At 68.0% G+C, this 24,192-nt stretch carries 25 protein-coding genes and 1 pseudogene; 13 read left to right on the top strand and 13 right to left on the bottom strand.

Going from position 1 to position 24,192, the window contains the following annotated elements; genetic code table 11:
• Nucleotides 1-3: 3 nt before the first annotated feature.
• Together MFF21_RS12545 and MFF21_RS12540 are read left to right on the top strand one after the other, a co-directional pair.
• Nucleotides 4-300 carry a DUF485 domain-containing protein gene (locus MFF21_RS12545; RefSeq protein WP_238311449.1) on the top strand — a complete coding sequence of 99 codons (297 nt, stop codon included), beginning with the start codon at nucleotides 4-6 and terminating at the stop codon, nucleotides 298-300.
• Nucleotides 301-310: 10 nt separating this feature from the next.
• Nucleotides 311-1,876 carry a sodium:solute symporter family transporter gene (locus MFF21_RS12540; protein WP_238311448.1) on the top strand — a complete coding sequence of 522 codons (1,566 nt, stop codon included), beginning with the start codon at nucleotides 311-313 and terminating at the stop codon, nucleotides 1,874-1,876.
• A gap of 177 nt (nucleotides 1,877-2,053) precedes the next feature.
• On the opposite strand, the gene MFF21_RS12535 is transcribed toward MFF21_RS12540, so the two are convergent.
• From MFF21_RS12535 to MFF21_RS12485, 11 genes are all read right to left on the bottom strand, one after another.
• On the bottom strand, nucleotides 2,054-3,019 hold the full coding sequence (locus tag MFF21_RS12535; protein ID WP_238311447.1) for a HEAT repeat domain-containing protein: 966 nt from the start codon (nucleotides 3,017-3,019) through the stop codon (nucleotides 2,054-2,056).
• 8 nt (nucleotides 3,020-3,027) lie between these two features.
• Nucleotides 3,028-3,261 carry a 4Fe-4S dicluster domain-containing protein gene (locus MFF21_RS12530; protein WP_238311446.1) on the bottom strand — a complete coding sequence of 78 codons (234 nt, stop codon included), beginning with the start codon at nucleotides 3,259-3,261 and terminating at the stop codon, nucleotides 3,028-3,030.
• Between the two features lie 25 nt (nucleotides 3,262-3,286).
• Nucleotides 3,287-5,032 carry a fumarate reductase/succinate dehydrogenase flavoprotein subunit gene (locus MFF21_RS12525; protein ID WP_238311445.1) on the bottom strand — a complete coding sequence of 582 codons (1,746 nt, stop codon included), beginning with the start codon at nucleotides 5,030-5,032 and terminating at the stop codon, nucleotides 3,287-3,289.
• A gap of 70 nt (nucleotides 5,033-5,102) precedes the next feature.
• Complete coding sequence (locus MFF21_RS12520) at nucleotides 5,103-5,426, bottom strand: DUF971 domain-containing protein (protein ID WP_238311444.1); 324 nt, start codon at nucleotides 5,424-5,426, stop codon at nucleotides 5,103-5,105.
• A 174-nt stretch (nucleotides 5,427-5,600) separates the two neighbouring features.
• Entirely contained in the window at nucleotides 5,601-5,843 is a 243-nt protein-coding gene (locus MFF21_RS12515; protein ID WP_238311443.1) for a hypothetical protein, read from the bottom strand.
• Between the two features lie 96 nt (nucleotides 5,844-5,939).
• On the bottom strand, nucleotides 5,940-7,157 hold the full coding sequence (locus MFF21_RS12510) for an amidohydrolase family protein (RefSeq protein WP_238311442.1): 1,218 nt from the start codon (nucleotides 7,155-7,157) through the stop codon (nucleotides 5,940-5,942).
• A gap of 80 nt (nucleotides 7,158-7,237) precedes the next feature.
• Nucleotides 7,238-7,774 (bottom strand): MarR family winged helix-turn-helix transcriptional regulator, encoded by a 537-nt coding sequence (locus MFF21_RS12505; RefSeq protein WP_238311441.1) that lies wholly within the window; start codon nucleotides 7,772-7,774, stop codon nucleotides 7,238-7,240.
• 1 nt (nucleotide 7,775) lies between these two features.
• A complete protein-coding gene (locus MFF21_RS12500) occupies nucleotides 7,776-8,459 on the bottom strand; it encodes a cysteine hydrolase family protein (protein ID WP_238311498.1) in 684 nt (227 codons plus the stop codon).
• Nucleotides 8,460-8,855: 396 nt separating this feature from the next.
• Entirely contained in the window at nucleotides 8,856-10,289 is a 1,434-nt protein-coding gene (locus MFF21_RS12495) for an NAD-dependent succinate-semialdehyde dehydrogenase (RefSeq protein WP_238311440.1), read from the bottom strand.
• Nucleotides 10,290-10,343: 54 nt separating this feature from the next.
• The gene (locus MFF21_RS12490) at nucleotides 10,344-10,928 is read right to left on the bottom strand and encodes an amino acid synthesis family protein (RefSeq protein WP_238311439.1); all 585 of its coding nucleotides are present in this window, start codon (nucleotides 10,926-10,928) and stop codon (nucleotides 10,344-10,346) included.
• Nucleotides 10,925-11,509: an amino acid synthesis family protein gene (locus MFF21_RS12485; protein ID WP_238311438.1), complete on the bottom strand. Its 585-nt coding sequence runs from the start codon at nucleotides 11,507-11,509 to the stop codon at nucleotides 10,925-10,927. The genes MFF21_RS12490 and MFF21_RS12485 overlap by 4 nt, the downstream gene beginning before the upstream one ends.
• A gap of 343 nt (nucleotides 11,510-11,852) precedes the next feature.
• Between MFF21_RS12485 and MFF21_RS12480 the strand changes: the two genes are divergently transcribed.
• From MFF21_RS12480 to MFF21_RS12460, 5 genes are read left to right on the top strand one after another with little or no spacing between them, the layout of a single operon-like run.
• Nucleotides 11,853-13,043 (top strand): substrate-binding protein, encoded by a 1,191-nt coding sequence (locus MFF21_RS12480; RefSeq protein ID WP_238311437.1) that lies wholly within the window; start codon nucleotides 11,853-11,855, stop codon nucleotides 13,041-13,043.
• 25 nt (nucleotides 13,044-13,068) lie between these two features.
• The gene (locus MFF21_RS12475; protein ID WP_238311436.1) at nucleotides 13,069-13,842 is read left to right on the top strand and encodes an ABC transporter ATP-binding protein; all 774 of its coding nucleotides are present in this window, start codon (nucleotides 13,069-13,071) and stop codon (nucleotides 13,840-13,842) included.
• Nucleotides 13,839-14,549, top strand: coding sequence for an ABC transporter ATP-binding protein (locus MFF21_RS12470; protein WP_238311435.1), 711 nt, complete (start codon nucleotides 13,839-13,841; stop codon nucleotides 14,547-14,549). The genes MFF21_RS12475 and MFF21_RS12470 overlap by 4 nt, the downstream gene beginning before the upstream one ends.
• Nucleotides 14,550-14,556: 7 nt before the next feature.
• Nucleotides 14,557-15,411 (top strand): branched-chain amino acid ABC transporter permease, encoded by an 855-nt coding sequence (locus MFF21_RS12465; protein ID WP_238311434.1) that lies wholly within the window; start codon nucleotides 14,557-14,559, stop codon nucleotides 15,409-15,411.
• Entirely contained in the window at nucleotides 15,411-16,478 is a 1,068-nt protein-coding gene (locus tag MFF21_RS12460; protein ID WP_238311433.1) for a branched-chain amino acid ABC transporter permease, read from the top strand. Before MFF21_RS12465 ends, MFF21_RS12460 begins: the two co-directional genes overlap by 1 nt.
• A gap of 57 nt (nucleotides 16,479-16,535) precedes the next feature.
• On the opposite strand, the gene MFF21_RS12455 is transcribed toward MFF21_RS12460, so the two are convergent.
• Nucleotides 16,536-17,429 carry a LysR family transcriptional regulator gene (locus MFF21_RS12455; protein ID WP_238311497.1) on the bottom strand — a complete coding sequence of 298 codons (894 nt, stop codon included), beginning with the start codon at nucleotides 17,427-17,429 and terminating at the stop codon, nucleotides 16,536-16,538.
• A 114-nt stretch (nucleotides 17,430-17,543) separates the two neighbouring features.
• Between MFF21_RS12455 and MFF21_RS12450 the strand changes: the two genes are divergently transcribed.
• The 3 genes and pseudogenes from MFF21_RS12450 to MFF21_RS12440 form a co-directional block, all read left to right on the top strand.
• Entirely contained in the window at nucleotides 17,544-18,761 is a 1,218-nt protein-coding gene (locus MFF21_RS12450; RefSeq protein ID WP_238311432.1) for an acyl-CoA dehydrogenase, read from the top strand.
• Between the two features lie 2 nt (nucleotides 18,762-18,763).
• The gene (locus MFF21_RS12445) at nucleotides 18,764-19,936 is read left to right on the top strand and encodes a CaiB/BaiF CoA transferase family protein (protein WP_238311496.1); all 1,173 of its coding nucleotides are present in this window, start codon (nucleotides 18,764-18,766) and stop codon (nucleotides 19,934-19,936) included.
• A 110-nt stretch (nucleotides 19,937-20,046) separates the two neighbouring features.
• Nucleotides 20,047-20,321 (top strand): annotated as a pseudogene (locus MFF21_RS12440) (hypothetical protein); the annotation flags it as partial.
• A gap of 802 nt (nucleotides 20,322-21,123) precedes the next feature.
• On the opposite strand, the gene MFF21_RS12435 reads toward MFF21_RS12440, so the two are convergent.
• On the bottom strand, nucleotides 21,124-22,080 hold the full coding sequence (locus MFF21_RS12435; RefSeq protein ID WP_238311431.1) for a GlxA family transcriptional regulator: 957 nt from the start codon (nucleotides 22,078-22,080) through the stop codon (nucleotides 21,124-21,126).
• A gap of 128 nt (nucleotides 22,081-22,208) precedes the next feature.
• On the opposite strand from MFF21_RS12435, the gene MFF21_RS12430 reads away from it, so the two are divergent.
• From MFF21_RS12430 to MFF21_RS12420, 3 genes are all read left to right on the top strand, one after another.
• Nucleotides 22,209-22,997, top strand: coding sequence for an SDR family NAD(P)-dependent oxidoreductase (locus MFF21_RS12430; RefSeq protein ID WP_238311430.1), 789 nt, complete (start codon nucleotides 22,209-22,211; stop codon nucleotides 22,995-22,997).
• A 17-nt stretch (nucleotides 22,998-23,014) separates the two neighbouring features.
• On the top strand, nucleotides 23,015-23,497 hold the full coding sequence (locus tag MFF21_RS12425) for a DUF302 domain-containing protein (protein WP_238311429.1): 483 nt from the start codon (nucleotides 23,015-23,017) through the stop codon (nucleotides 23,495-23,497).
• A 240-nt stretch (nucleotides 23,498-23,737) separates the two neighbouring features.
• Nucleotides 23,738-24,184: a (2Fe-2S)-binding protein gene (locus MFF21_RS12420; RefSeq protein ID WP_238311428.1), complete on the top strand. Its 447-nt coding sequence runs from the start codon at nucleotides 23,738-23,740 to the stop codon at nucleotides 24,182-24,184.
• The last annotated feature ends 8 nt before the right edge of the window (nucleotides 24,185-24,192 follow it).

Raw genomic sequence — 24,192 nt, 5'->3', positions numbered from 1 at the left:
AGCATGCTTTCACCGGACAGAATAGCCCCGCACGAAAAAGACGAAGAATTCGCAAGACTCTCGCGAACAAGATCTCGCGTCGCGCTCGTTCTGAGCGTTGTGATGATCGCGATGTATTTTGGCTTCATGAGCATGTTTGCGTTCGCGAAGCCCATCATGGGGACGATCCTGGTGCCTGGCCTGTCGCTCTGCATCCTGCTCGGTGCGGGCACCATCGTCGGATCGTTCGCGCTCTGTCTCGTCTACGTCGTCTGGGCGAACCGGTTCTACGACCAGGCCGTGCGCCGCATCCTGAACTGAGGAGGGGACCATGCAGGCAGCGAACAATCCACTGGCCGTCACCTTCTTCTTCGTCTTCATGGCGCTGACGCTCGGCATCACCTACTGGGCCGCCAGGCGAACCCGCACCACGGAACAGTTCTTCGCCGCGGGGGGCCAGATTACGGCGTGGCAGAACGGCTGGGCCCTCGCGGGGGACTTCCTGAGCGCGGCCGCGCTCCTGGGAATCGCCGGCATCATCACGTCGAACGGCTTCGACGGGTTGATCTATTCCATCGGCTTCCTCGTCGGCTGGCCGATCATTTCCTTCCTGATCGTCGAGCCGCTGCGCAACCTGGGCAAGTTCACCTTTGCGGACGTCGTCGCCTACCGCCTGCGGCAGCGGCCGGTGCGCATGGCCGCCGCCATCGGCACGCTGACCGTCATCCTGCTCTACCTGATCGCGCAGATGGTCGCGACGGGCTCGCTGATCAAACTCCTCTTCGGCCTGCCTTATGTCGCCTCGGTCATCGTGGTCGGCACGGCGATGCTCACCTACGTGATCTTCGGCGGCATGCTGGCGACCACCTGGGTTCAGGTCATCAAGGCCGTGCTTCTCTCCCTCGGTGGGCTCGTCCTGGCGCTCCTGGTGCTCGCCCATTTCGACATGAATCCGCTGCGGCTCTTCTTGGCGGCCGCCGACAAATACGGCGAGCGCGTGCTCCAGCCGGGCTCCAAGGTCGCGGGAAGCGGATGGGACGCGATCTCGCTGGGCGTCGGCTTGATGTTCGGAACGGCGGCACTGCCGCACATCCTGATGCGCGCCTTCACGGTTCCCGACGTGAAGGAAGCCCGGATGTCGATCCTCTACGCCACCGGCATCATCGGCTCGTTCCACCTTCTGGTCTTCGTGATCGGCTTCGGGGCCATGGTCCTCGTCGGGCCCGAGACCGTGATCAAGGCCGGCGGCGGCGGCAACATGGCGGCCCCGCTCCTCGCCCTCACGGTCGGCGGCAACGGGTTCTTCGGGTTCATCTGCGCGGTCGCCTTCGCGACGATGCTCGCGGTCGTCGCCGGGCTGACGCTCTCCGGGGTTGCCACGGTCTGCCACGATCTCTGGGTCAACGTCGTCCGCAACGGCCATGCGCCGGAGCGCGAGCAACTCACCGTCGCCCGGATCGCGACGGTCGCCATTGCCGTCCTGGCCGTGTTCCTCGGAATCGTGTTCGAGGGCCAGAACGTCGCCTTCATGGCCGGGCTGGCCTTCGCCGTCGCCGCAGCGGCCAACTTCCCCGCCCTGCTGCTGTCCATCACTTGGAAGCGGTTCACGACCTCGGCGGCGGTCGCCAGCATCCTGGTCGGGACGTTCTCCTCGCTGCTGCTGATCTGCCTCTCGCCCACGATCCAAGTGGACGTGCTCGGGCGGAGCCTCGCCGAGGTCTCGCAAGCCTGGTGGTTCGTTCCGATGAAGAACCCGGCCCTCATCAGCATGCCCCTGTCCTTCTTCGTCGCGGTCATCGTCTCGCTCTTGACCGAGGAGGATGGGGCGGAGGGCGCCTTCCGGGAAATGCGCCTGAGGATCATGTTCGGGGCGGCGGCGGCTCGGACCGGACGCTGATCTTCAAACGCTCCCCAGCATGACGGGACGGGGTTAGCAGAGCCCCGTCCCGCTTCGTTTCAGGGCCCCTCTGCCGCGAGGGGCGCCAGCGCCGGCGCGACCCGCGCGCCGAGATACGCGCCGATCCGACGAGAGGGATCATGCTGGCGAGTTGGCCGGATCGGGCTCGTGCCCGGCTCAGGCCTCTGCCTGGCAGCGGCCGATGGCCCAGCGGATCAGCTTGCGCACGTCGGGATCGGGATCCTCCGCCGCGCGCTCCAGGAAGGCGAGGGCCCGGGGATGGGCGATCTCGCCGAGCGCCGCGGCGGCCTCCTTGCGCAGGTTGCTGACATCGGACGCCAGGGCCTGACCGAGCACGTCGACGGCGGCGGAGGCGCCGATCCGGCCCAGCGCATGGGCCGCCTTGGTCTTCACCGGCCAGACCGGATCGGCCATGGCGGCGATCAGCGGCTCGACGGCCTCGGACAGCCGGCTCTTGGCGATGGAGAGGGCGGCCTCCTCGCGCACCTGCCAATTCTCGTCCTGCAGGCCGGCCAGAAGCGTCGTGACACCGGGGCCGCCGGAGCGCAGGAAGACCAGGGCCGACATCGTGGCCCGGCGCACGCCGGCGTCGGGATCCCGCGCCGTGGCGATCAGGGCGGGCAGCGCCTCCTCGGCCTTGAGGTAGCCGATCACGCCGAGCCCCTCGCGGCGCACCTCCGGGCTCGGGCTGCGCAGGGCCTTCAGGGCGGCGGCGAGCGCATCGGGGAGGACCAGCTCGCGCAGCGCCCGCAGGGCCGCGGCCTGGACGAAGGGATCGGCATGCTCCGCGCGCGCGATCAGCAGCGGGCCGCAGGCGGGCTCCTTCTTCTCGGAGAGCGTCTCGGCGGCGGTGCGGCGCACCTCGGCATCCGCATCCTCGAGGGAACGCACCAGCCCCTCCACCACCTCCGGCCCGTCATGCTCGTCCAGCGCCTTGGCGGCGGCGGCGCGCACCGTGGCATCGTCGTCGCCGAGCCCCTTGAGCAGCAGGACCTTGGCCTCGGCGCCGACCGCCTCGGCCAGTTCCATCATCGCCACGCGGCGGATGCCGGCATCGGGGCTGGCGGCGCGCTCGGCGAGATCCTCAAGGTCGTCATCGAAGCTTTCGAACAGGGATGCCATGGTCGACCTCAACGCAGCAGGTAGGGAATGTTGACCTTCACCGCGTTCGTCGGGCAGTCGACCTCGCAGGGCATGCAGTACCAGCACTCGTCGTACTTCATGTAGGCCTTCTGCTTGTCCTCATCGATGGCGAGGATGTCGAGCGGGCAGACATCGACGCAGACGCGGCAGCCCTTCTCGGCGATGCACTTGTCGTCGTCGATGACGACTGCGGCACTCTTGGCCTGAGTGATGATCGGCATGGAAATCTCCGGATAAGCTAGCGACTTATTCCGCGGCGACCGGCGTCTTGATGCGGAGCTGGTGGTAGGCGCTCATCTCCGCCTCGGCGACGGGCACGATGAAGGGATCGACGGCGCGCTTGGCGCTCGCCATGCGGCCCGTATCGTCCTTGAAGAGGACGGTGTGGCAGTTCCAGTTGGCGTTGTCGGTTTCGGGAAAATCCGTGCGCAGGTGGTAGAAGCCCCAGCGGCTCTCGGTGCGGTAGAGCGAGGCCGCCGCCGCCATGTCGGCGCAGTCGAGGATCGACTGCATCTCCAGCGCCCGGTGCAGCTCGTGGGGGTCGCGGGCGCAGAGCAGGTCGAGGTCGTCGCGGATCTCCGCGAAGCGGCGCTGGCCGAGCTCCATCTTGGCCGTGACCTTGGGCGGCTCCAGGTAATCGTTCACGAGGCGGCGGGTCTTGAACTCCATCTCGTGCGGGGTGAGGCCGTCCTCCCGGCGCGTCGGGGCGAGCACGCGCGCCTGCTCGGCGAGGAGGGCGCCCTCGTCGTAATCGGCGAGGCTTGTCGCCGCGCAATAGGCGGCGGCGTCCGCGCCGGCGATGCCGCCGTTCACGAAGGCGCCGAGCATGTAGTTGTGCGGCACGCTCGCCATGTCGCCGACGGCGTAGAGGCCGGGCACCGTGGTGCGGGCGTTCTCGTCGACGAAGACGCCCGAGGCGGAGTGGCCGGAGCAGAAGCCGATCTCGGAGATGTGCATCTCCACCGGGCGATGCCGGTAATCGGTGCCCCGCCGCGCGTGGAAGCGCCCGCGCGAGGGCCGCTCGTTGGTATGCAGGATGGTCTCGATCTCCGAGATCGTCTCCTCGCGCAGGTGGTCCATCTTGAGGAAGACCGGGCCGTTGCCGCCCTGCAGCTCGCGCCAGAACTCGAGCATCATCTGACCCGACCAGTAGTCGCACTCGATGAAGCGCTCGCCCTTGTTGTTGGCCGTGTATCCGCCGAAAGGACCGGTGACGTAGGCGCAGGAGGGGCCGTTATAGTCCTTGATCAAGGGGTTGATCTGGTAGCATTCGAGGTTCGCGAGCTGCGCGCCCGCGTGGTAGGCCATCGCGTAGCCGTCGCCGCAATTGGCCGCGTTCTCGTAGGTGCCGAACAGGTAGCCGGAGGCCGGCAGGCCGAGCCGCCCGGCGGCGCCGCAGGCGAGCACCACGGCCTTGGCCTTCACCACCAGGAACGCGGAGGTGCGGGTGTTGACGCCGACCGCGCCGGCGATGCGCCCGTCCGGCCCCTTGAGCAGGCGGGTCGCCATGTAGCGGTTGGTGACGCCGACCTGGAGGCGGCGCAATTGCCGGTAGAGCACCTTCTTGACGTTGTGCCCTTCCGGCATCGGCAGCACGTAGGTCCCCATATGGTGGACCTTGCGCATATTGTATTCGCCGGAGCCGTCCTTCTCGAATTTCACCCCGAGCTTGTCGAGGTACTGGATCATCGGGAAGGAGCCCTGGGCGTAGGCCATCACCGCCTTCTGGTTCACGATGCCGTCATTGGCGACCGTGATCTCCTTCACGTATTGCTCCGGCGTCGCGTAGCCCGGCACGACGGCGTTGTTCAGCCCGTCCATGCCCATGCTGATCGCGCCCGAGCGCTTCACGTTCGCCTTCTCCATCAGGACGACGCGGAGCTTCGGATCGGCTTCCTTGGCCTTGATCGCGGCCATCGGACCGCCGGTGCCGCCGCCGATGACCAGCAGGTCGGTCTCGATGATCTCGGTCTCGGGGCTGCTGACGCGCATGACGGGCACTCGCTGGTCGGGCGCAGGCCGGGGCCGCGCGCGGAAATCGGCAGGGACGGGGAGGGGGCGCTCAGGCCGCGCGGCTGAGATCGCGCAGGTAGATCCAGGGAAAGATCCCGCGGGCATGCCCGTCGGAGAAACCGATATGCACGGCGTAGCCGCCGAGCGGATCGAGCTTGGTGACGGCCACCGCGTCGAAGGCCGCGGGGAAGCGCCCCTCGATCCGGTCGCGGGTGCACCAGGCGCAGCGGCAGCGCAGGCGCAGGGTCTCCGCCGGGAGCACGGCCTCCTCGCCGTTGCCCCAGACCAGGCGCAGATCGCGCCCACCGCGGGAGAGCACCGCGTCGGTCGGAACCGCGTCGGGATCGAAAGGCGGTGAATCGGGCAATTGCATGGGTCCGTCCTCCACGGGTGCCAGAGGGCAGACGGATTAGACCCGGCGGGCGTCACGCCAGCGAGCAATTAGTTGCCGGAAGCGGCCGAAACACGGACGTGCGGCATGGCTCAGCGCGGGAGCACGCCGAGGCAGGCCGCGCCGCCCGGAGGGGAACGACGTGGGAGCCGCCGCTCAGATCGCGGCGGAGGTCGGTGGCGAGGGCCTGCGGAACAGGCTCGTGTTCCGGAACAGCGTCAGTGTCCCGGTGATAGAGAACAAGGCGGGGCAAGCGAGCCGCAGGCCCGGCATCGCCCGGTTTCCGGTCTCGTGAATGAGGTCGGTGTACACCGCCGGCGCGAAGCCGCCGAAGATCGCCCGGGCCAGGCCATCACCGGATAGGCCGAGAAGGTGATCAGCATGGGCGATGCCTATCACCGGCCGCCAGACGAATGGGCGAGCCAACGCAGACCGTGTCGCTCAGCATCGTCCCTCCCGCCTCGGAGGGGCAACACGCGTGGGCGGCCAAACGATTCAGGCGACGACAGGCCCGAGGGGCATTGTGGTCGACGGCACTCTGTCGGCCGGGGGGGTGTTGCGGCTTCGCGTGGTTCGCGTCACGCCATCGATCAGCACCATGCTGATGCCCGGGATGTTTCCAAGCGCGAGGCTTTCCCGGAACGTCGTCCCGGCGCCGCCCGCGGCGCGATCCATGACGATCAGGTCGGCGGCACGGCCGGGCTCGATCACGCCGCGGTCGGACAGCTTGCGCACACGGGCGACATTGCCCGTCGCGAAGCAGAAGACCGTCTCCACGGGAATCTCGCTCAGCGAGGCCAACATCACGATCATCCGAAGGATGCCGAGGGGCTGCGCACCCGAACCCGCCGGGCCGTCCGTGCCCAGGAGGATGCGGTCGAGCGCACCGCGCCGCGCCGCCCGCTCGAGCACATGGAGACCGGCCCGCAGATTGCCGTTATGGACGATCTCGAGCGCCTGATCGCTCTCGTCGACGATGCGGTCGAGCTCCTCGAAGGGCAGCGCCGTCGGCCCGCCATTGATGTGGGCCGCGATGTCGGCATCCACCTCGATCACCGTGTCGGCCCCGATCCGGCTGGAGCCGGGAATGGACGGGCCGCCGGTATGGGTCATGGAGGTCATGCCGTGGGCGCGGGCCCAGGCGATCATCTGCCGTCCCCGGGGGCCGTCATTGATGCCGCCGAGGCCGATTTCGCCGATGAGCGAGACTCCCGCCTCGGCCAACTCGCGGAAATCCGCCTCCGTGAAGCCCGGCTCGAGCACCGGCGCGCCGGCGATGACCTTCACGCCGCCGGGACGGAAGTTGACGTAGCTGCGCTGGGCGGCGATCGCCAGCGCCTTGATGCCCACGCGATCGCGCGGCCGACCGGGATAATGCGCCTCACCCGCCGAAATCATGGTGGTGACGCCGCCATGCATGCTCGCCTCGATCCAGCCGAGCTGGTTCTGGCGCGGCGTCCAGTCGCCTGCCGTCGTATGGACGTGGTTGTCGATGAGGCCCGGCGTGACGACCGCACCGCAGGCATCGGTCACGGTATGGGCGGCGGCGAGATCGATCGCATCGGCCCGGCCGACCGCCTTGATGAGCCCGTCCTCGATCAGGATCGTATCGGCGTCGAGGATCGGCCGGGAGATGTCGCCGCTGAGAAGCAGGCCGATATTGCGGATCGCAATCTGGCCCTGTTGCCGGATTTCCGCGCTGGGCGCAGCCATGACTCGTCCTTCAGATCATCGAGAGGGGCGGGACGCGATGGCGCGCTCTCCGCCGAAGGGGGTGGCGTTTCGGCGCGCGCTCAAAGCGGGGTCTCGTCGTTCGCGATGCGTTCGAGCAACGCGAGGAAGACTTTCTGCTCGCTCGGCTTCAGGGGGCTGAGCAGCCGCCGGCCGACCTCCAGGCTGCGCTCCAGGCGGTTGGCGGTGTATCGCAGCCCCTCGTCGGTCAGCCGGATGATCGTGAGCCGCTGATCTGCCTTGGAGGTGCTGCGCGAGATCAGCCCGTCCTTGACGAGCTTGCGCACCACGAGGCTGGTGGTCGACGGGTCCATCGCCGTCAGCCGGCCGAGATGGTTCTGGGAGATTTCCCCGTGCTTCAGGATCGTGGCGAGCGCCGCGAACTGCGTCGGGGACAGCGTCTCCCCCGCCATGACCTGCTGGAAGCAGGATGTCGCCCGCTGATGGACGCGGCGGATCACATGCGCGGGATGGCGCTCCAAGTCGTAGCCGACCTTCGCGAAGACCGCCAAGGCCTCCTCGCGCCGGGTAGGCTCGCCCGCCCCCTGGGAGCGCGGATCGTTCGCCAACGCGTCGTGCGCTGCGTGATCGGGGCGCATGTCAGGCTCCGAGATCGGCGCGGTTGCTGATCTCGGCTCCGTTCACCAGGGCGTGCGCGACGCTGGCAGCGTCGCTCACCACGCCGAAATGGGTCGCGATGTCGTAGAGGGAACTTGCCTGCTCGCGCGGGCCGGTGGCCGCGCAGGCATCCTCGGGCACGACGATCTCGTAGCCGAGGAAGAAGCCGTCATGGACGGTCGAGCGCACGCAGATATTGGTGACCACGCCCATCACGACCAGCTGGTCCACGAGCATGTCCTTCATCGTCACATCGAGGTCGGTGTTGAAGAAGGCCGAATAGCGATGCTTGACGACATGGATCTCGTCGTCGCGGGCGTTCAGATCCGTGATGACCTCGACGCCCCAGGTGCCCTCGACGCAATGCGGCGTGCGCTTCAGCCACTCACGGTCCCGACGCAGGTTCCGGCGATGGGAATCGTGCACCCAGACCACCGGCGCACCGACGGAGCGGGCCGCTTCGATGATCGCGCGTTGAGGGCCGACGAGGCGCTCGTATCCCGGCAGGACCATCGCGCCGCCCGGCTTGCAGAAGTCGTTGACCATGTCGATCACGACCACCGCCGTCCGGGCCGCATCGAGGCGGACGGTCTCCCGCAACCGGTTGGCGGAGAACACATCCGAGGAGGAGCCGGCCTGGTCCGACAGCGGCTCGGCATCTCGCATCTCGACCAAGGCAGACTCCCCCGCGCGGCTTGAGATTGTTCGTACACATACAAACTGAATCGGCCAGAAGTCAAGGATCGCTGTCCCAAACCGCTGCGGCCGTCCCGTCTCTGCGAGACGGCCGGGGCCGGCGGGCGCCTGGAGCATTTCCCATGATCATCGGATCACGGAAAATGCTCCAGGCGGATGAAGTCTGCTACGGAACCTTTCGGTCCGGCAGGGTCACCGGCGGAGCCTGAGGCTCCGCGGTGAAGGGATTGCCGAGAGGCACCGAAACCCTCAGCCAGGCGATGTTGGCGGCCGCCGCATTCCGCGTCCTGATATGCTGGTCGTACCAGGCCGAGATCGCGAAGCTTCCGAAGTCGTAGGCAATATAGGGACCGAGAGCGAACGGCCCTACGCTGCCATCGTGATGAACTTCGTCGCGAGGTAGCCTTCCAGGGCCTCCGGTCCGCCCTCGCTGCCGTAGCCGGAATCGCCCACCCCGCCGAACGGCGTCTCGGGCAGGCCCAGGCCGTGATGGTTGATGCCGAGCATGCCGCAGGCGAGGCCGGACCCCAGCCGCGACGCCGTCCGGCTCGACCGGGTATAGGCATAGGCCGCCAGCCCGAACGGCAGACGGTTCGCCTCGGCCAGCGCCTCGTCCAGATCCGAGAAGGCCGCCACCGTCGCGACCGGGCCGAACGGCTCCTCGTTCAGGATGCGGGCGCTCACCGGCACGTCGGTGAGCACCGTCGGGGCCAGGAAGAAGCCCCGGTTGTGCGGGCGGCGGCCCCCGGTCACGATCCGGCCGCCGGCGGCCTCGGCCTCGGCGATCAGCTCCTCCACGGCGCGGCGGCGGCGCTCGTGGATCAGCGGCCCCATCTGCGTGGCCTCGGCGAGGCCGTCGCCGACCGTGATCGCCGCCGCCCGCGCGGCGAAGCGCTCGACGAAGTCCTCGTAGACCGGCCGCTCGACGAGGAAGCGCGTCGGCGCGACGCAGACCTGGCCGGCATTGCGGAACTTGTTGGCGGCCAGGATCTCGACCGCCCGTTCGAGATCGGCATCGGCGCAGACGATCGCCGGAGCGTGCCCGCCGAGCTCCATCGTCACCCGCTTCATGTGGGTGCCGGCCAGCGTCGCGAGCAGCTTCCCGACCGCGGTCGAGCCGGTGAAGGAGATCTTGGCGATCTCCGGCGCCGCAATCAGGTAGGCCGAGATCGAGGGCGGATCGCCGTAGAGCAGGCCGAGCGCCTCGCCCGGCACGCCGGCATCGAGCAGCGCCTGCACCAGCGCGGCGCAGCTCGCCGGCGTATCCTCCGCCCCTTTCAGGATCACGCTGCAGCCGACGCAGAGGGCGGCGGCGACCTTGCGCACCGCCTGGTTGAGCGGGAAGTTCCAGGGCGTGAAGGCGGCGACCGGCCCGACAGGCTCGCGGATCACCGTCTGCATCACGCCCTCGGCCCGCGCCGGGATCACCCGGCCATAGGCGCGCCGGCCCTCCTCGGCGAACCAGTCCAGGGTGTCGGCGGCGGCCAAGGTCTCGACCCGCGCCTCGCGCAGGGGCTTGCCCTGTTCCAGGGTCATCAGCCGGGCGATCGTCTCGACGCGCGCGCGCAGCAGCTCGGCGGCCCGGCGCAGGATCAGCCCGCGTTCGAGGGCGGAGACGGCCCGCCAGGCCGCGAAGCCGCGCTTGGCCGCGGCCAGCGCCCGGTCGAGATCGTCGGCGGTGGCCTTGGCGACCGCCCCGATCACCGCGCCGGTGGCCGGGTTGACGACCGGGAGCGCCGCGCGGGCTTCCGCCGCGATCCAGGTGCCCCCGATCTGCAGTCCGGTGTTCGGATAGGCCATGGGTTTCACTTTCTGTCCGGACCTCCGGCCCGATTCGATCAGGATCGGCCCGGCTCAGACCAAGCCGTCCTCGCCCTTGATCGCCTCCAGCCGAAGGCCGCCGACGCGCGGATGCGGACGGCCGCCATCCGTGATGGCGATGGCGACCGCGATCTCGTCCTCCCGCGGCGCATCCGGCACGAGGACCTCCATGCCGTCGAAATGGCTGCGCACCTTGGCCGCGTCCTTGTGGCCGAGGGGGATGTCGAAGGCGGCACCGGGCCGTCCCCGCTTCTTCGAGGAGGGGATCAGGGCCGCTCCCTTGCCGAGCACCTCCCGAAACGGCGTGCCGAGCGTCGGATGCAGCAGGGCGGCGGCATGCTCCAGCTCGCCCTCGGCGCCGACGAGCGCGGCCTTCCCGAAGCTCTGCACGGCCGCGCCGGGCAGCTTCAGCGCCGACAGAGCCCGCTCGGGCAGGATCCGGCCGAGCGCCGTGCCCATGGCGGTGAGATCGGACAGATCCTCGACGAAGCGGCCGGCATGCGGGTTGCGAATCACCGCCACCGCGGCGCAGCGCCGGATGGGGGAGGCAACGGGCCGCCCGCCTTCCTGCAGCGTCTCTTCGACGATCGTGACGATACGGCGGATATCCTTGCTCATCGCAGGCCGTCCTTGCCCTCGATGGCGGAGGCCTCCAGACCGCCGGAGCGGCTATGGACGCGGGCGCCCGTCGTCATGGCCAGCACGACCACCAGCTCGTTCGCCCGGGGCGCATCGTTGATGCCGACCTCCATGGCGTCGAAATGGCTGCGGACGTAGGAGGCGTCCTTGTGCGCGATCGGGATGTCGATGCGCGTTCCCGGTGCGCCCACCTTCTTCGCGGAGGGGACGATGGCCTTGGCGCCGCCGAGGGCCTCCCGCATGCCGTAGCCCCCCGGCGCGTGCCAGAGGGCGGCGTGTTCGAGCTCGCCGGCGGTCCCGGCGATGGCCCCCTTGCCATAAGCCTCCACGGTTTCGGGCGCCCCGCCGAGGGCCTCGATCAGCCGCCGCGCCATCTCGAGGCCGAGGGGCTCCAGATCCGTCATGAAGGGCTGGATCTCCTCCACGTAACGGCCTGCGAACGGATTCTCGATGACCGCCAGGATCGCGCCGCGGCGCTGGGGCGTCGACGCGGGCGGACCGTTCTCGTGGAAGACCTCGTCCACGATCGTCACGAACTTGCGAACGCTTGGCGTTGCCATCCCACTGCCTTCCATGACCCTTTCGTTGGTACACAAACAAAATCTGTCATCGGGTTGCTGTCAAGCAGGGATCGCCGAAGGGGCGCCATCAAATCCTTGCCGGCGAAGAGCGCCGGGTCATGTCTTGGAGACCCGGTCAAGTCGATTGACAGGTTGTTAGACCACTCATAATCTCATGCGAGCACCAACAAATTTTGGTGTGCCGCTTTAGGTTTCGGAGGTCGCTTCGAGCCGGATTGCGGGAGCGACGATCGAACAGGCGTCGCTGGGCATCGGTGGGAATGGCCGCAAACAGCGGCCGAGCCGTCCGCCTCGCGCGTCTTCAGGCACAGGGGGACGGACAATGAGCATTCTCTCTTCCGCGCATCGGCCCATATCCCGCCGCGGCCTCATCCTCGGCAGTGCCGGCGCCCTCGCCGTCAGCCTCGGGCGGCCCTATCTGGCCCGCGCGGCCGAGCCGATTCGGGTCGGCATCCTTCAGCCCTTCTCAGGCGGTCTCGAGGTTCTGGGCACGCAGGGCGCGCAGGGGACCGAGCTGGCATTGCTGGAGGCCAACGAGGCCGGGGGCGTGCTCGGCGGCCGTCCCTTCGAGATCGTCCGAGCCGACGACCGGACCGATCCGAAAACGGCCGTGGAGCGGACGCTCGAACTGATTCGCCGGAACGAGGTCGCCGCGATCGTCGGCCCGGTGACGAGCGCCAACAGGGACGCGATCCTGCCGACCGTCCGTCGTTTCCAGTCGCTTCTGCTCTACGCCACCGACTACGAGGGCGGCGTCTGCGATCCGCGGGTCTTCTGCTACAGCGCCCTGCCGGCGCATTGGGTGAACCCGCTGATTCCCTACGCCCTCTCCAATCTCGGCAAGGCATTCTATCTCATCGGGTCCGACTATGTCTGGCCGCAGAAGATGAACGCCGCCTTCCGCACGCAGGCCGAGAAGGCCGGCGGCCGCGTCCTCGGCGAGGAATACACGCCGTGGGGCGCGAAGGACTATTCGGCGACGCTGCGCAAGATCGAGAGCTCGGGAGCCGAGGTCGTGGTGGTCTCCATCGTCGGGGCGGACGCGATCACCTTCGTCAAGCAGTTCACGGCCGCCGGGCTCAACAAGCGGATCCGGATGATCTTCTTCGGCTTCGGCGAGAATTATATGGCCGGCCTGTCGGCCGAGGAATCCGAAGGCATCGTCGCCCCGTCCAACTTCGTCCAGACGCTCGACAAGCCCGAGGCGCAGGCCTTCGTCGCCAAGGTGCGGGCGCGCTACGGCGCGTCGACCGTCGTCTCCAACACCGTCGATGCCCACTACACGCTGACGCGCTTCTTCATCGAGGGCGTGAAGCGGGCCGGCACGGTCGACAAGCAGGCCGTGGCCCAGGCGATGGTCGGCCATCCCCTGATGTCCGGCAACGGCGAGGTAGTGATGCGCGCCTCCGACCGGCATGCCGATCTCAACGTCCTGATCGTCCAGGCCCAGGCCGGCAAGCTCAAGGTCGTCAAGGATCTCGGCCGGATCGAAGCCCCGAGCCAGTGCGGTTGAGGCGGCGCGGCTGCGGAGAAGAGCCATGAGCGAGCCTGGCCTCCCGCCCGCCCTCGAACTGACGGGCGTCTCCAAGCGCTTCGGCGGGCTGACCGTCCTCGATGGGCTGGATCTTCAGCTCGGTCGCGGCGCCATGGCTTGCATCCTGGGCCCGAACGGTTGTGGCAAGACCACCCTGTTCAACCTCATCACCGGCGCCCTCACGCCGGACGGGGGAACCATCCGGGTCGACGGCGCGGAGGTGGGCGGGCTCGCCCCGCACGAGATCTCGCGCAAGGGGGTCGGGCGCAAATTCCAGGTGCCCGGCATCTATCCCGAACTGACCGTGGCCGAGAATCTCGAGGTTCCGCTCATGGCGGGCGGGGCCGGAAACGGCCCCCTCGCGCTCCTGCGGCGGCTCGGCGGCGGGGCGGTGAGCCGGACGCGCCGGGACGAGCTGCTCGACCTCTGCGGCCTCGCCGCCAAGGCGGAGCAGGCGGTCGCGACCATCTCGCATGGCGAGCGCCAGCGCCTGGAGATCGCGATGCTGCTGGCGCGGGGCTCGCGGATCCTTCTGCTCGACGAGCCCACGGCCGGCATGTCCACCGTGGAGACGCAGGCGGTCTGCGATCTCGTGATCGAGCTTCAGAACAAGCACGGCCGGGCGGTGCTCCTGATCGAGCACGACATGGGCTTCGTCCGCGCCCTCGGATGCCCGATCGTGGTCATGGTCCGCGGCAAGGTGATCGCCCGCGGCAACTATGACGAGGTTAGTCGCGACCCGGCGGTCATCCAGTCTTACCTTGGACGCGTCCGATGATGCTGCATGTCGAGGGCCTGGCGGCCGGCTATCCGTCCGGCGGGCGCATCTTGGACGGCGTCGCGCTGGAGCTGAAGGAGGGCGAGATCGTCGCCCTGCTCGGCCGCAACGGCATGGGCAAGACGACGCTGATGCGCGCCCTGTGCGGGCAGCTGCCGCTCCAGGCCGGCACGATCCGGCTCGGAGGGCGCAGCCTCGGCGGCCAACCGACCTTCCAGTTCGCCCGGGCGGGCATCGGCTACGTGCCGCAGGGCCGGGAAGTGTTTGCGCAGTTCACAGTCGAGGAAAACCTGATGCTGGGGGCCCTCGGCAAGCCGGGTCTGCCCCGGAGCGTTCCGGCCGAGGCCTTCGAGATCTTCCCCATCCTCGGCGAGCGCCGCGCCCAGCGCGCCGGCACGCTCTCGGGCGGGCAGCAGCAGCAGCTCGCCATCATGCGGGCGCTGGTGGGCCAGCCGCGGCTCCTGCTCCTCGACGAGCCCTCGGAAGGGATCCAGCCCTCGATCGTCGACGAGATCGCGGTCACCCTGGGTCGGATCGCCCGCGAGAGGAAGCTGACCGTGCTGATCGTCGAGCAGAATCTCGACTTCGTGGAGCAGCTCGCGAGCCGGATCCTGTTCATGGAGAACGGCCGGATCGCGCCGGAGCAAGCCGGGGTGGGCGAGCTGCGCTCCAATCCCGACCTCGTCCATCGCTTTCTTTCGATCTGAGGCGCCCATGGCCACCGTGATCGCGCTCTCGATCGACACGCTCTCGTTCACGCTGACCCTGCTGCTGGTGACGCTCGGTCTCGTGGTCATCTTCGGCATGATGAACGTCATCAACATGGCGCATGGCGAGTTCTTCCTGATCGGCGCCTACGCGGTGGTGGCGATCACGCGGGCCGGCGGCTCGTTCTGGCTCGGCCTGGTGCTCGCCCCCTGCCTCCTCGCCCTGCTCGGCTTCGCGATCGAATGGCTGGTCGTGCGTCACATCTACCGCCGCTTCATCGATACGATCCTAGCCACATGGGGCCTCTCGCTGGCCCTGAAGCAGGGGGTGATCATCCTGTTCGGCCCCGGTTCGCAGAGCGTGCCCAATCCGATCCCCGGCACGATCGACCTCATCGGCGTCGCCTATCCGGCCTACCGCCTCTTCATCATGGCCATGGGTCTGGGCCTGGCCCTCGCCACCTACTGGCTGTTCTTCCGCACCTCCCTCGGCCTCCAGGCGCGCGGCGTCATCGCCAACCGGGCCATGGCCGCCTCGCTCGGCGTCAACACCCGCCGCATGGACTGGGCGACCTTCGCCACCGGCGCGGCCCTGGCCGGCTTCGCCGGGGCCGTGATGTCCCCGATCATGAGCGTCGATCCGCAGATGGGGATGGGCTTCCTCGTGCCCTCCTTCCTGGCCGTCCTCGTCGGCGGCGTGAACTCGCTGGTCGGCGCCGCCCTCGGCTCGGGCGTGATCGGCGGCACGACCACATTGCTCTCGGCCCGGCTCGATCAGGCCGATGCGCAGATCCTGGTCTTCCTGCTCGCCATCGTGGTGATCCGCTTCTTTCCTCAAGGTCTGACGGGAGGTCGGCGCTGATGCGCGTGGCTCGTGGAACCCTCCTGACGCTCCTGTGCTGGGCAATGCTCGCGATCCTGCCGCCGATGCTCGGCGACTGGAACGCCAGCCTGCTGGCCCAATACGTCACCTACGGCATCTTCGCCCTCAGCCTCGGCCTTCTCTGGGGCACGGCCGGCATCCTGTGCTTCGGGCAGGCCATCTTCTTCGGGATCGGCGCCTACAGCATGGCCCTGGTCACCCTCGGCAAGCTCCCGGCCCTCGGCACCAGCCAATGGACCGGCCTCGCCCTCGCCCTCGCCCTGCCGGCGGCGGCCGCGGCACTGATCGGCTGGCTGCTCTTCCGCGGGCGCGCTTTGGCGGGAGCGCAACTCGGCATCGTCACCCTCTGCGCGGCGGTGGTCGCCGAGACGGCGGCACGGCGCTGGGACTTCATCGGCGGCTTCAACGGCCTGTTCGGCGTGCCGCCCCTGGCCTTCCCCTTCGAGGGCGACACGCTGTCGGGCATCGGCACCGCCTACGCCACGCTGGCGGCGGCGCTCGCGGCCTATCTCCTCGGCCTCGCCATCACCCGCTCGCCCCTCGGCACGGTGCTCGCGGCGATCCGCAACGACGAGAACCGCACCGCCCATCTCGGCTACAATGTCCGCAGCCACAAGATCTTCGTCTTCACCGTCTCCGGCGGGATCGCGGGGCTGGCGGGCGCGCTCTTCGCCGTCCAGTTCAACTTCGTGTCGCCGAGCCTCGTCGGGTTCGCCTTGTCCACCGAGGTGCTGATCTGGGTGGCGGTCGGGGGACGCGCGGTCCTGATGGCGGCCTTCCTCGGCGCCCTCCTGGTGCGCTCGGCCGAGAACGTCATGTCGGCGACCCTTGCCGATTACTGGCTGCTCGCGCTCGGGCTCCTGTTCGTGGCGACCGTGGTGCTCGCGCCCCAGGGTCTGCTGGCCGGCCTGCTTCATCTTCCGCCGCCCCGCCGCCTGCGACGGCGCCTGACGCCGGGGTCTGCCGGTTCGGTTGCCGCCCGGCGTGACGCCGACGATGCCGTCGCCACGCCGCGGGCCGATGGGGCTGCGGCCGGGGTGCCGTAAGGCGCTCGAACACGCGGCATCGTGCCGGCAACGTCGGAACGGCGGTTCGGGGCCTGGTCAGGTCTGCCCGCCGATTTCCGAGCGCAGCCATTCCAACAGGGCGATGAGGGCAGGGGAGGGAGGCCGCGACCGAGGCCAGACCAGCCAATACGATCCGGAGCCCGGGACCGCTTGGCGAAACAGCGGCACCAGCCGGCCCTCGGCGATTTCCGCCTCCGCCAGGTAGTGCGGCAGGAGCGCGACACCCAGACCGTAGATCGCTGCCTGGGTCATGGGAGCGAATTGGTCGAACAGCATGCCGGTGATCGCCGGTGGCGGCGCCCCCTGCGCCTCGAACCATGTCCGCCACGCGGTCGGGCGGGTTTCGATCCGCAGGAGCGGCAGCTTCTTCATGTCTTCAAGGCATTGGATCGGCGTGCGGGCCAGGAGGTCCGGCGCGACGCAGGCGGTCAGCCCCTCCTTGAACAATTCCATCCGCTCGGTCTCCGGCCAGTCGTCGTGGCCGAAGTGGATCGCCGCGTCGAAAGCTTCCGCATCGAAGTCGAATCGCTTGAGGCGCGTCCCGAGATGGATGCTGACGCCCGGATGCTTGACCAGGAAACGGCTGAGCCGGGGTGAGAGCCAGCGCGTGCCGAAGGCGGGCAGGATGGCCAGGGACAGGGCGCCTCCATCCGGGTTGGAAGCCAGATCGACGCTCGCGCGCTGCAGAATGTCGAGGGCGCGGGTGACCTCGCGGCCATAGGCGAGGGCGGCGGGCGTCGCCACGAGCCGCTGATTCCGGCGCACGAACAGCGCGCGCCCGAGCTGGCCTTCCAGGGACTGGACCAGCCGGCTGACCGTTCCCTGCGCCAGGTTCATGTCACGGGCCGCCGCCGCCGTCGATCCGGTGCGCAGCACGGATTCGAAGGCGGAGAGTTGGCTGACGGAAGGGAGGAAGCGACGCGGACGCATGCGATCATCGATGCATTTTATGCATAAACTTAGAGCGTAATACCGTTGGCGAGCACGCCGATCCAGCAATAAAAAACCGGCACGCCATCTCCCGCGGAGGACAGGGACGCTGCCATGAGCGATATCGTACGTGACGCTGCTTCGGCCGCGCCCAGGACCGGCGCCTTCGCCTGGGCCGATCCCTTCCTGCTGGAGGATCGGCTCAGCGAGGAAGAGCGGATGATCCGCGACACCGCCGCCGCCTTCGCCGCCGCCGAACTCGCTCCCCGTGTGCAGGAAGCCTATCTCGAGGAGCGGACCGAGCCCGGCCTGTTCCGCCTGATGGGGCAGGCGGGCCTTCTCGGCGTCACCCTGCCGGAGGAATACGGCGCGGCCAACGCCTCCTACATCGCCTACGGTCTCGTCGCCCGCGAGGTCGAGCGGGTCGATTCCGGCTACCGTTCCATGATGAGCGTTCAATCCTCGCTCGTCATCCATCCGATCTTCGCCTACGGGTCTGACGAGCAGCGCCGGACCTATCTGCCCGGCCTCGTGTCGGGCGAATTGATCGGCTGCTTCGGCCTGACCGAGCCGGATGCGGGCTCGGATCCCGGCTCCATGACGACCCGGGCCGAGAAGATCGCGGGCGGCTACCGCCTGCGCGGCGCCAAGACCTGGATTTCCAACGCACCGATCGCCGATGTCTTCATCGTCTGGGCCAAATCCGAGGCCCATGGCGGCAAGATCCGCGGCTTCGTGCTGGAGAAAGGCATGAAGGGGCTGTCGGCCCCGAAGATCGGCGGGAAGCTGTCCCTGCGCGCCTCGGTCACGGGGGAGATCGTGCTGGACGGCGTCGAGGTCGGCGAAGGGGCGCTCCTGCCGAACGTGTCGGGCCTACGGGGACCGTTCGGCTGCCTCAACCGGGCCCGGTACGGCATTGCCTGGGGCGTGATGGGGGCGGCGGAGGATTGCTGGCACCGCGCCCGGCAATACGGTCTCGACCGCCGGCAGTTCGGGCGCCCGCTCGCCCAGACGCAGCTGTTCCAGAAGAAGCTCGCCGACATGCAGACGGAGATCGCCCTCGGTCTTCAGGCCTCCCTGCGGGTCGGGGAACTGATGAACGAGGATCGTTTCGAGCCGGAGATGATCTCGCTGATCAAGCGCAACAATTGCGGCAAGGCGCTGGAGATCGCACGCACCGCCCGCGACATGCATGGCGGCAACGGCATCCAGATCGAATATCACGTCATGCGCCATGCCCAGAACCTGGAGACGGTGAATACCTACGAGGGCACGCATGACATCCATGCCCTCATTCTCGGCCGCGCTCAGACCGGTCTCCAGGCCTTCTGATGATGCCCTTTCAGGGGGAGGCCCCCCTCGTGGGGCTGAAGGTGGTGGAACTGGCCCGCATCCTGGCGGGCCCCTGGATCGGCCAGACGCTGGCCGATCTCGGCGCCGAGGTCATCAAGGTGGAAAGCCCGGAGGGGGACGATACCCGGACCTGGGGCCCGCCCTTCGTCGAGCGCCCGGACGGGAAAGGCGGCACCGAGCGGACCGCCGCCTATTTCCTGGCGGCCAACAGGGGCAAGCGCTCGGTCACCTGCGATTTCCACGATCCGGCCGATCTTGCCCGGCTGAAGGGCCTGATCGCCGAGGCCGATGTCGTCGTCGAGAACTTCAAGGTCGGAGGCCTCAGGAAGTTCGGCCTCGATTTCGAGAGCCTGTCGAAGGCTCATCCCCGCCTGGTCTATTGTTCCGTCACGGGGTTCGGGCAGAACGGGCCGCGGGCGAAGCAGCCGGGCTACGATTTCATGATCCAGGGCCTGTGCGGCATCATGGATCTGACCGGCGAGCCCGGCGGCGAGCCGCAGAAGGTCGGGGTCGCCTGGATCGACATCTTCACGGGGCTCTACGGCGTCATCGGCATCCAGGCGGCCCTCGCTGAGCGGCAGCGTTCCGGCCTCGGTCAGCATGTCGACCTGTCGCTCCTCGATGTGGGGGTGGCGGTCCTGGCCAACCAGGCGATGAACCACCTCGTCGACGGCACCGTGCCGCGACGCATGGGAAACGCCCATCCCAACATCGTGCCTTATCAGGTGTTCCCGGCACGCGATGGTCATCTCATCATCGCCTGCGGCAACGATCGCCAGTTCACGGCACTCTGCACCTTGCTCGATCGCCCCGAGATCGCGACGGATCCACGCTACGCCACCAACGAGACCCGCGTCGCCCACCGCGTCGCCCTGGCCGAGCTTATCGCGGGCCGAACCCGGACTTGGCGAAAGGGGGAGCTGATCACGGCTCTGGAACAGGCGGGGGTTCCGGCCGGACCGATCAACACCGTGGCGGAGGCGCTAGCCGATCCGCAGGTGGCGGCACGAGGCCTGCGGATCGATCCCAAGGGGCAGCCGGGCCTGCGGACGCCGATCAACCTGTCGCGCAGCGCGCTGAATTTGCGGCGAACGGCCCCCGCCCTCCGCGATGGACATTGGGGGTTCGAAACGGCGACGGACAGCGAGCCCTGATTTCCCCTGAAACACACTGCGTCGTCAGGTTCAACGCGCAAAACCTTTTATACCGCAAGCGGTTCGGCACCGATTGAAGCAGGCCAATCCCTGGCCAGCCAGACGTCTGCCGTCCGGCCGCGGCGGCCCGCGCGCAGGGCATCAAACTGGAGGTGGTGAAGTTGCCCGAGGCCAAACGCGGCTTCGTCTTGCTCCCGCGCCGATGAGCGGGCGAGCGCTCCTTTGCATGGGCCACCCGCTTCCGTAGGCTCGTCAAAGATTACGAGCCTACGCCAGCACTCGGGCAGATCTGCACCTCGTCGCTTTCGCCTGCATCATGCTCACACAGGCCGCTCCAACTCACAGCCGGTTTATAACAGCCCATAGAGCACGGCAACGGCGATGACTTTGGTCATAATCCGCTTTTTCTTGCTTTTTCAAGAGCTTCCTTGTCCGACACGTATTTTCCGTCTTTGTATTTTTTGATGTCCATCAACTTGAGCTTACTACCATCCCACCTAATGACCTGTATATCCGGATGAGGGAAAAAGGACCACCCACCCACGACATGGTCCAGCTGCGAGTCGTTCAGATTTATAGAACATGCAGACATGACTAGAAGCCCTTTCCCGATCTCTTTCGGCAATGATCCATTCAAATCTCGAATTGAGATCCGACGCAGGCACAATAGACGCCTCCGAGCCAGGATAGACGTGCGCGATATCACTCAAGCCGTCAGTACTTGGAAAAATTCTGCGCCTCAAAAATAGGCGAACCCGCCCGAATGCGTCCGCACCAAATCGACAACATGATCGCCCGTCAAAATAAAGTTTTATCAAATTTATTTATAGAAAATTAACCGCGAACTTGACGCGATGGCGCTATAAATTCAATGCCTTAGCGTGTGCTGCAGCACATCTTTTTGCGAACAAATGCATAGATCCTCTCAGAACCACTTTATAGCCAAATGCTTCTGTGTGGTTGCACGGTCAGGTCGAGGAGTGAAACATGTTCTATTGCGCCCTTATCGCAGCGGTCGGAATGGTATCGTTCAGCACAAATGCCATGGCTTTCTGGGTTTAGCGCTACCTGGGCACCTTGAACTGCCCAGGCAGTGCTAGGTCGAAGAGCGTGATGCCCGTCTATAGGGCTATCGTCGCGTGTCGAGCGCCCGGCGGCCGCTCAAGGGCGGGCATCGGGATTGCCCGTCATCCCGCCGCCGCCTCCTTGCCCTCCATCAGACGCAGACTGCGGCGCAGGCTCTGTGGCGGGTGGCCGAAGGCGCGCAGGAAAGCGCGTCGCATGCGGTCGCGGTCGGTGAAGCCGGTGTCGCGCGCGACGACATCGAGCGCGTGGCGCCCCTCTTCGAGCATGGCCTTGGCCGCTTCGAGCCGCAGCCGCTCCACGGCCTTCGCCGGGGATTGGCCCGTTTCCTCGCGAAACAGCCGGCTGAACTGGCGCGGGCTGACGCTCGCGGCTTCCGCCAATTCCTCGACGGTCAGGGGCCTGTTCAGGTGTTCCTTGGCGTAGACGATCGCGCGGCGGATCCGGTCGGAGCGCGGCTCTAGTTCGAGCAGCGCCGAGAACTGCGACTGGCCGCCGGGGCGGCGATGATAGACCACGAGCTTGCGGGCGATGGCCCGTGACAGCTCCGCGCCGTGGTCGTCCTCGATCAGCGCCAGCGTCAGATCGATCGCCGCGCTCATCCCGGCCGAGGTCCAGACATTGCCGTCGGCCACGAAGATGCGGTCGTCGTCCACGCGGATCAGGGGAAAGCGCTCCTGCAGGTCGCGGGCATGGGCCCAGTGGGTGGTCGCCACCCGGCCGTCGAGCAGCCCGGCCTCGGCGAGCGCGAATGTGCCGGTGCAGAGGCCCGCCACGCGGCGCGAGACCCGGCCGGCCGCGACGATGTAATCGCGCAGCCGCGGTGAGAGCGGCCGGGGCAGCAGCTCGCCCACCACCATCAGCGTGTCGGGGGCCTCCGCCAGCGGCACGGTCTCGATGCCGATGTTCAGCGAGGAGCGGACGGTGCCGCCCCGCTCCGACATCACGACCAGGCGGTAGGCCTCCCGGCCGAGATGCACGTTGGCGAACTCGAAGGCCGAGAGCGCGGCCAGTCCCATGACCTGAAAGCCGTCCTCGAGAATGAATCCGACCTGCCGCATCGGCTCGCTCCTCGCCATGTCTTGATTTGACGTTTATACGTCATTTCAGACATCGCGGTCCAGTCTTAGGGTCCTGACATCGCCAGCGCCGGGCAGGCCGGACGGGCTTTGCGACAGGACCGACGATCATGACCCAGGGAACCGTTCTCATCACCGGCGCCTCCTCCGGCATCGGCGCCGTCTACGCCGACCGCTTCGCCCGCCGCGGACACGACCTCATCCTCGTCGCCCGCAACAAGGCCCGGCTCGACACGGTCGCCGAAGACCTCGTCCGCCGCCACGGCGTCACGGTGCGGACCGTCGAGGGCGACCTGACGGACCGGGCGGGGCTCGCCGCGGTCGAAGACATCCTGAAGAGCGATGCGTCGATCACGCATCTCGTCAACAATGCCGGCTTCGGCTCCGCCGCCCCGCTGGCCTCCGCCTCCGTCGACGAGATGGAGCGGATGATCGCCATCAACGTCACCGCGCCGATGCGCCTGACCTACGCGGCGGTGCCGGCCTTCACGGCCCGCGGAAAGGGCACGATCGTCAACATCGCCTCGATCGTCGCCATCGGGCCGGAGGTGTTGAACGGGGTCTATGGCGGCTCGAAGTCCTTCGTCCTCGGCTTCAGCCACAACCTGCGCAAGGAACTCGAGGGCACCGGCGTGCGCGTTCAGGTCGTGCTGCCGGGTGCTACCGGCACCGAGTTCTGGGACGTGGCGGGCCTACCCGCGAGCAACCTGCCGAAGGAGTGGGTGATGTCGGCCGAGGATCTGGTCGATGCCGCGCTCGCCGGCCTCGACCGGGGCGAATTCGCCACCGTGCCCTCGCTGCAGGACGCGTCCGAGTGGGAGGCCTGGGAGACGGCGCGCGCGACGATGCTGCCCCACCTGTCGAGCGCCGTCCCGGCCGTCCGCTACCGCGCGGCTTGAGCAGAGGGAGGGCATCGATGAGCGAGACGTCCATCAGGTCCGTCACGGTCGAGCACGTCACGATCCGCTCGGCCCGAGACTTCGGCACCGTCCGGCAGGCCCTGGAGGCGGCCCTGCCGCTCCTCGATCACGGCTACGCGGCCCTCGTCCAGGCGGGCCGGGCGCAGGAGGCCTTGCGCCTGCTGGAGAGCGGCGCACCCCTCTCGATTTTCGGCCGGCGCGATCACGGCGCCCTGTTGCGCATCGCCGGCCTGGAGCGCCGGGCGATCCAGTACGATATCGGCAACCCGCTGACCGCCTCGCGCATGACGCGCCACGCGCTCTCGGCCGCCCTCTATGCGCCGATCCGCGTCCTCCTGCGGGAAGGGGAGGAGGGCGTCGCCTTCGAGTACGACCGGCCGGCCAGCACCTTTGGGCAGTTCGGGAGCGATGCCGTCGATGCGGTCGCGCGGGAACTCGATGAACGCCTGTCCGAATCCCTGAAAGCGGCGGCCGGCTAGGCTTTCTCGGCGGCCGCCGGGCTCCTGAAGGGCCGGCACGGCACGACGCCCTGGCACTCCTGCGGGTCCACGGCGAGTGCCGTGGGCGATCCGCCGGGCGGCCGGACCCTTCGCGGTACCCTTGGCGGTGGTCCGAGCCGGTCCAGCATGTCCGGAAACGCGGCTTTTATGGCGTGGTCCGCGTCGATGGCCGTCCTTAGCATCACGTCCCTGTGTTCTGCTCTGCGGAGGATCACAGCCATGATGAACCTGACGATCAACGGGCGACAGCACGCAATCGAGGCCGAGCCGGATACGCCGCTTCTCTTCGTGCTGCGGGACACGATCGGTCTCACCGGCACCAAATACGGGTGCGGCATCGGCCAGTGCGGGGCCTGCACCGTGCTCATCGACGGGCAGGCGACCCGCTCCTGCCAGGTGCCGGCGGAGAGCGTCGCTGCGCAGTCGGTGACGACCATCGAGGCGATCGAGGCGGATCCGGTCGGCGCTCGGGTCGTGGCGGCCTGGGTCGGCATCGAGGTGCCGCAATGCGGCTATTGCCAGTCCGGGCAAGTCATGGCCGCGACCGGCCTGCTCAAGGAGACGCCGAAGCCGTCCGACGACGAGATCGCCGCCGCGATGACCAATCTCTGCCGCTGCGGCACCTACAACGCCATCGCCGCCGCCGTGCGGCAGGCCGCGGCCTGAGGAGGCGG

The organism is Methylobacterium organophilum, assembly GCF_022179465.1.
Classification (GTDB): Bacteria; Pseudomonadota; Alphaproteobacteria; order Rhizobiales; family Beijerinckiaceae; genus Methylobacterium; species Methylobacterium organophilum.
This window is presented reverse-complemented; position numbering and strand designations above follow the sequence as displayed.